7 protein-coding genes are annotated in these 6,630 nt (G+C 66.7%); 4 read left to right on the forward strand and 3 right to left on the reverse strand.

Going from position 1 to position 6,630, the window contains the following annotated elements:
- Window positions 1-115: 115 nt before the first annotated feature.
- The gene (locus QUV35_RS07010; protein ID WP_300871918.1) at window positions 116-697 is read left to right on the forward strand and encodes a TlpA disulfide reductase family protein; all 582 of its coding nucleotides are present in this window, start codon (window positions 116-118) and stop codon (window positions 695-697) included.
- Window positions 698-788: 91 nt separating this feature from the next.
- The gene (locus QUV35_RS07015) at window positions 789-1,727 is read left to right on the forward strand and encodes an MBL fold metallo-hydrolase (protein WP_300871920.1); all 939 of its coding nucleotides are present in this window, start codon (window positions 789-791) and stop codon (window positions 1,725-1,727) included.
- 6 nt (window positions 1,728-1,733) lie between these two features.
- On the opposite strand, the gene asd is transcribed toward QUV35_RS07015, so the two are convergent.
- The gene (gene asd / locus QUV35_RS07020; protein WP_300871922.1) at window positions 1,734-2,618 is read right to left on the reverse strand and encodes an archaetidylserine decarboxylase; all 885 of its coding nucleotides are present in this window, start codon (window positions 2,616-2,618) and stop codon (window positions 1,734-1,736) included.
- Window positions 2,619-2,691: 73 nt separating this feature from the next.
- On the opposite strand from asd, the gene QUV35_RS07025 reads away from it, so the two are divergent.
- The gene (locus tag QUV35_RS07025) at window positions 2,692-4,347 is read left to right on the forward strand and encodes an aminotransferase class III-fold pyridoxal phosphate-dependent enzyme (RefSeq protein WP_300871924.1); all 1,656 of its coding nucleotides are present in this window, start codon (window positions 2,692-2,694) and stop codon (window positions 4,345-4,347) included.
- A gap of 103 nt (window positions 4,348-4,450) precedes the next feature.
- Here the strand turns inward: QUV35_RS07025 and QUV35_RS07030 are convergent, their stop codons facing one another.
- Window positions 4,451-5,053, reverse strand: a complete 603-nt coding sequence (locus tag QUV35_RS07030) for a hypothetical protein (protein ID WP_300871926.1) — start codon at window positions 5,051-5,053, stop codon at window positions 4,451-4,453.
- Window positions 5,054-5,193: 140 nt separating this feature from the next.
- Here QUV35_RS07030 and QUV35_RS07035 point away from each other — a divergent pair, with 140 nt between their 5' ends.
- Window positions 5,194-6,435 carry a glycosyltransferase family 1 protein gene (locus tag QUV35_RS07035; RefSeq protein ID WP_300871928.1) on the forward strand — a complete coding sequence of 414 codons (1,242 nt, stop codon included), beginning with the start codon at window positions 5,194-5,196 and terminating at the stop codon, window positions 6,433-6,435.
- On the opposite strand, the gene QUV35_RS07040 is transcribed toward QUV35_RS07035, so the two are convergent.
- Window positions 6,430-6,630 (reverse strand): hypothetical protein (locus QUV35_RS07040; protein WP_300871930.1); only part of this gene is annotated, 201 nt, incomplete at its 5' end. The two genes, QUV35_RS07035 and QUV35_RS07040, sit on opposite strands and share 6 nt — an antisense overlap.

Below are 6,630 nucleotides of genomic sequence, written 5' to 3' on the forward strand. Positions count from 1 at the left end.
GTCCTGACGGCATAAAAAAGGAAGCACTGATATTTGAAAGCATCAATAATTGTGCGCCCACGGCCGTGGTCTTGGGCACCTCCAGGGCGTTGACTCACAAGGAAGGAGAAACCACATGGACACATCGCCGGCACGCAGCGACCCGGCCCGTCGCCACGCCGACCCCGCCCGCCGCCGCTGGCTGCTGGGCACGGCGGCCGCGGCGCTGGCCGGGCACCCCTGGGCCAGCGCCTGGGCACAGCCCGCCTCGGCCGCAGCCGAAGAAGCCAAGGCGCCTCCCATGCCCTTGGTCGGCGCCGAACTGAAGCTGCCGCGCCTGACGCTGCTCGACGGCAGCGTGTTCGAGCCGGCGCGCGCCGAAGGTCGGCCGCTGCTGGTGTACTGGTGGTCCAGCACCTGCCCGTTCTGCGCGCTGCAAAGCCCGAGCATGGACAAGTTCTGGCTCGGCCAGAAAGGCCGGGGCCTGATCATGGTGGCGCTGTCCATCGACAAAAGGCCCGAGGACGCGGCGGCCTACCTCAAGTCCCGGGGCTACAGCTTTCCGGCCGGCTGGGCGAGCCCCGAGTGGCGCAAGACCTTTCCCAAGCCGCGCGGGCTGCCCATCACCCTGCTGCGCGGGCGCGACGGCAAGCTGCTGCTGGCCGAACGCGGTCAGATGTTTGCCGAAGACGTGGAAGCGATGGCCGACCTGATCTGAACCTCGCCATGGCCCACAGCGTCCAGGCGCCGCGCTTCAAGGCCAACGCGAACCCGCGCAGGCTTCTTCAACCCGACAGCGAGTGACCCCCATGCGTGTTCCATCTCTGCGACTCAAACAGCTGCTGACGGCCTGCGTGGCCTCCACGCTGGCCTGGTCGGCCCAGGCGGTCGACATCGTCTTCAAGCCGGTCGCACCGGGCGTGTACGCCTGGGTGGGCGACCTTGAGGGCCGAACCTACGAGAACGAAGCCCTCAACGCCAACCTGGGCCTGGTGGTCACGCCGGCCGGCGCGCTGCTGGTCGACAGCGGTGCGAGTTGGCAGGGGGCACGGCAGATCGCCGAGGCCGTGAAGAAAGTGACGGCGCAGCCGATCAGGTGGGTGATCAACACCGGCGGGCAGGACCACCGCTGGCTGGGCAATGGTTTCTTCCAGGCGCAGGGCGCCGAGATCATGGCCCACGCCAACGCCGAGGCCGACATGCGCGCTCGCGGCCTCGAACAATTGAAAGCCAATGCACCCGTGCTCAAGGAAAAGCAGCACGGCACCGAGGTCGTGTTGCCCACCCGCTGGCTGAAGGACGCCGACACCCGGCTCGACCTGGGTGGCGTGGCTGTGCAGGTGGTGCACCGCGGTGGCGGGCACACGCCGGGGGACAGCCTGGTCTGGCTGCCGCAGAGCGGTGTGGTGTTCACCGGTGATGTGGTCTATGTGGACCGCATCCTGGGCCTGCACCCGGTGAGCATGACGCGAACCTGGGTCCAGTCTTTCGAAGCGCTGGAAGCACTGAACCCGAAGGTGGTGGTGCCCGGCCACGGCAACGTGACCACGCTGGCCCAGGCGCAGAAAGACACGGGGGCCCTGCTCAAGGCCTTGCGCGCCCACATGGGCAAAGCCGTGGAAGCGGGCACCGACCTGTCCACCGCGGTGAAGAGCTTCGATGGCGCGCCCTTCGCGCACCTCAAGCACGCGGATGTCTGGCTGCCCCAGCTGGCCAACCGCACCTACCTCGAAATGGAACGGGAGTGAATCCGATCAAACCAGGCTGAACAAGGCCTGGCCCATGCGCACGTTCTGCCCCGACGTCACACCCTCGCAGAGCGTGATGCCCGGCGGCGCAAACACCAGGATGGTCGAGCCGTGTTCGAACCAGCCCATCTCGTCGCCCTTGTCGTACACCGCGTGGCAGGGCAGCTGGTTCGGGCCGCGATAGCGGATGTTGAGCGCCACGTCCACCGCACGCAGCCGCATGCTGGCCACCAGGATGGCCGCCACCGGCACGATCAGCAGCGGCGTGCCGTCGCCCAGGCGGCAGTGCAGCACCGCGCGTTCGTTCTTGCAGAACAGCCGCTCGATGCGCTTGAGCGCGATCGGGTTCACGTTCCAGGTGTCGCCGCTGATGTAGGTCACGTGCTCCAGCGTGAGGGCGCCCGGCGCATGAAAGCGGTGGTACATGCTCGACGTCAGGCGCAGCGTGGCATAGCTGCCGCCGCGCAGCGTGTCGATGCCGGCCCGGCCGCGGGCATCGGTGCCGAGCAGGTCGCTCAGCGGATAGGGGAAGCCCTTGGCCTGGAACACCTGCGCGCCGGGGTCCTCGCCGATGCGCCCGCAGGCGCCCACGATCGCGTCACAAGGGCTCACCAGCACCTGCGGCCTGCGGTCCAGCGGCCTTGCGCCGGGCTTGAGTTCACGCACAAAGCAGTCGTGCAGGCTGTCGAACGAGGACTTTCTGGCTTCGCTCAGGTCGATGTCGGTGAAGGCGCGCCACACCGCCATGGAGGCATCGCGCACCCAGGGGTGGCGGATGCGGCTGAACCAGCCCATGAAGCGCGTGAGTGCGGCGCGCGGGACGCGGTTGGTGAGCAGGAAATTGAGGTCTTCATTGAGCGCGAGGCGCTTCAGGATGTTCTGGTTTTTCATGTGAGATTCATGGCTTCGTCATCTGGGCGCCCTACAAAAGACACACACCAACCGCCCCGGAGCCTGTCGCTGCATGTCCTACCTTTCCTATGCCGTTCCGCTGGGCTCGCTGGCCCTGGCCCTGCCGCTGCTCAAGCAGCGGCTTGAACTCTCGCGCGCCAAACACCGTTCGCTCGCCGGCCACTCGAAGATGGCCAAGCGGCTGGCGAAGTGGTTGCCGGGTTACGCGTTCGACGAAGCCCGTTTCTTCGACTGCGATGGCGCGCCGGCCGAGGTGGCCGCGCGGCGCCGGGCCGCGTTCGAAGCGCTGGGCGATGGCTTTGCCCTCCGCTACGCCAGAACGCTGGCCCTCACTGCGCAAGCCCGCGAAGGACTGGCCGACCTGCAGTTCACCGGGGCCTACCGCGTGCCGTTCCAGTTCAGTCCGCTGGTGCGGGCGCGGCTCAAGGTGGGGGCTTTCATGCAGTCGGCCGAGGGTGTGCACCTGAGCGACCTCGATGGCAACCGCTTCATCGACCTCACCGGCTCCTATGGCGTGAACGTGTTCGGCGTGGACTTCTACAAGGCCTGCATGGCCGAAGGCGCCGAGATCGGCCAGGCGCTGGGCCCGGTGCTCGGCGCCTACCACCCCTGCGTGGCCGATGTCGTCCAGCGGCTGCAGGCGATCTCCGGGCACGACCAGGTCTCGTTCCACATGTCGGGCACCGAAGCGGTGATGCAGGCGGTGCGGCTGGCGCGCTACCACACGGGGCGCAAGCACCTGGTGCGGTTCTGTGGCGCGTACCACGGCTGGTGGGAAGACGTGCAACCCGGCCCGGGCAACCCGATGCCGCCGCGCGAGACCTACACGCTGCAGGACATGAGCGAGAAGAGCCTGCAGGTGCTGCGCAAGCGGCGCGATGTGGCCTGCGTGCTGGTCAATCCGCTGCAGGCGCTGCATCCCAACAAGAACGCGCCCGGCGACTCCACCCTGGTCGACGGCAGCCGCACCGCCGGCTTTGAGCGCGAGGCCTACACCGCCTGGCTCAAGCGGCTGCGCGAGGTCTGCACCGAGCGCGGCATCGTGCTGATTTTCGACGAGGTGTTTCTGGGTTTTCGCCTCGCGCCCGGCGGCGCGCAGGCGTACTTCGGCGTACAGGCCGACATGGTCACCTACGGCAAGACGCTGGCCGGTGGTTACCCGGTGGGCGTGGTGTGCGGCCGGCGCGAACTGATGCGGCGCTTTCGCGAAGAGCGTCCGGCCGACGTCTGTTTTGCGCGCGGCACCTTCAATGCCCACCCCTACGTGATGGGCGGCATGGCGGCCTTTCTGAAGCGGCTGGACACGCCGGAGATCCAGGCCCTGTATGAAGACCAGGACACACGCTGGAACGCGCGCGCCAAACGCTTCAACGACACCATGGCCGAACACGGCTTGCCGGTGCGCGTGGCCAACCTGCAGACCATCTGGACGCTGATGTACACCCAGCCCGGTCGTTATCACTGGATGTTCCAGTACCTGCTGCGCTGGCAGGGGCTGGCATTGAGCTGGGTGGGCACGGGACGTTTCATTTTTGGCCTGCATTTCACCGACGCCGACTTTGAAGAGGTCCTGCAACGCTTTGTGGCCGCCGGGCAGCAGATGCAGGCGCAAGGGTGGTGGTGGCAAGGTGAACAAACCCACAAGTCGATCCGGCGCAGCGTGGTGCGCGAAATGTTGTCCGCGCTGATGAAGGGCCGCAGCGCCTGAGGGAGGGTGGTCCGGAACACCGCGCAACCGCCCTTCGACAGGTTCGGGACGGGGCGCAGGTGTGGACCCCTGGGGGAATGTGCCGCAGGCGCTTCGGGGGGATCTACTTCACGCCGATGCCCGGGTCGATCAGCTGCCCGCGCATCAGGTACAGCGGGGCCTTGTGGTAGAGCTTGATGTCGTGAAACGGGTCGGTGAGGATCTTGGTCATCCAGGCCAGACCGGTCTGCACATCGGCAATGAAGAACAGGTGCACGGTGCGAAACAGCAGGCCGCCCACGCCCAGCGCGAGCCACAGGGCGCCCACCTGGCGAATGAAGCCCTGGCCATCGGTGTGCGGCTCGAACAGGCCGAAGACGCCGGGCACCAGCGCCACCAGCATCGGCGTGCCGGCCCACAGGGCCATCAGCACCACCTTGCGCTGCAGGTTGTAGCCGACCTTGATCTCTTCCTTGTGTTCGTGCGTGGCCTGGTTCACATGGTCGTAGCCCTTGGGCTCGAAGAAGAAGTGGCCGGCCTGGCGGCTGGTCATGGACACCAGCCAGGCAATCAGCGCGGCGAGCACCGGGTCGGTCCAGAGCAGCGCATAGGCCACCACAAAGCTGATCGCGCTGATCAGGTGCAGCGTCTGGTTGATGCGGCTGTGGTGGTAGTAGCGGTGGTCGTCCCAGCGTTGGGTTTCCAGTGTCTTGAAAAAGTCTTTCACGGCATCTCCATGCAGGGGTGGGGTGGTGCGCGGAGGTCCCGCACCCGCGCAGTCTTGCCCCGACATGTGAAAAGCCGGTGACAGCGCGGCGTTGTCATCAGTCTGTTGCACAGGCGCGGGAACATGCCGTCATGAATGCCATGACATCCGAACAGATCCTGGTCGAGGAATACCCGGCCGGCACGCCTTCCTTGCGACTGTCGGTGGTCACCGAAACCTGGCCGCCGGAGATCAATGGCGTTTCGCTCACGCTCTCGCGGCTGGTGCAGGGCCTGGGCGCGCGCAACCACGCGGTGCAGCTGATCCGGCCGCGCCAGCGCCGCAGCGATGAGCCGGTCAGCCACACCGGTTATGAAGAGCTGCTCATGCGCGGCATGCCCATCCCGCGCTACCCCGAGCTCAAGCTCGGCCTGCCGGCCAGGCGGGCCCTCATCAACGCCTGGACGCTGAAGCGGCCCGACCTGGTGCACATCGCCACCGAAGGGCCCCTGGGCTGGTCGGCCCTGCAGGCGGCGCGGGTCCTCAAGCTGCCGGTGACCTCCGACTTCCGGACCAACTTCCATGCCTATTGCGAGCACTATGGCGTGGGCTGGCTGCGCAAACCCATGGTGTCCTACCTGCGCAAGTTCCACAACCTCACGCAGCTCACCATGGTGCCCACACGGGCCCTGCGCACGCAGTTGATGGACATGGGTTTCGAGAACGTGCAGGTGGTGGCGCGCGGTGTCGACACGCGGCTGTTCAACCCGCAACGGCGCAGCGAGGCCTTGCGCCGCCAGTGGGGCGCCGGCAGCGGCTCGCTGGTGATGCTGGTGGTGGGCCGGCTGGCGGCCGAGAAGAACCTGGACGTCGCGCTGCAGGCCCATGCCGCGATGCAGGCCCACCATGCCGACGTGAAGCTGGTGCTGGTGGGCGACGGACCGCTGCGTGCCAGCCTGCAGCAGCGCTGCCCACAAGCCGTGTTTGCCGGCATGCGCCGCCACGAAGAGCTGGCGGACTATTACGCATCGGCCGACCTGTTTGTATTTCCCAGCCTCACGGAAACCTTCGGCAACGTGACCATCGAGGCGCTGGCCAGCGGTTTGCCGGTGCTGGCCTTCGACACCGCTGCGGCGAGCGACTGGGTGCAGAGCCACGCCAATGGCTGGCTGGTGCCCGCGGGCCAGCAAGAAGCGTTCATGCGGGTGGCGGCAGACCTCGCGCGCACGCCCTCGCTGCTGGCCCAGGCCAGAGAGCAAGCCCGCGCCCGCGTGGCCCACCTCGACTGGCAGCAGATCGCCATGCAGGTGGAGTCGCTGATGTTGCAGGCCATGGATCCATCGACCTCTGCCGATGCTGTGCCTCGCCCCGCCATGGCGCATGGACCCGCCCCGCTCTCATGAAATGGTGATGACGCGCATCGAAAGAAATGGCGTCACCACGCTCTGCGAGAGCACGGCATCGCGAACGAAAAAAACAGCCCCGGCGTCACTGCTCTGACATCTGGGGTTTGCATGCTCACAACTTTCCACAACCTTCCACAAACTAGTGGACTGTAACGATTGAATCGGTAGTAATGCGTCGTGACAGATCACAGT

The organism is Hydrogenophaga sp., assembly GCF_030373225.1.
Taxonomy (GTDB): Bacteria; Pseudomonadota; Gammaproteobacteria; order Burkholderiales; family Burkholderiaceae_C; genus Hydrogenophaga.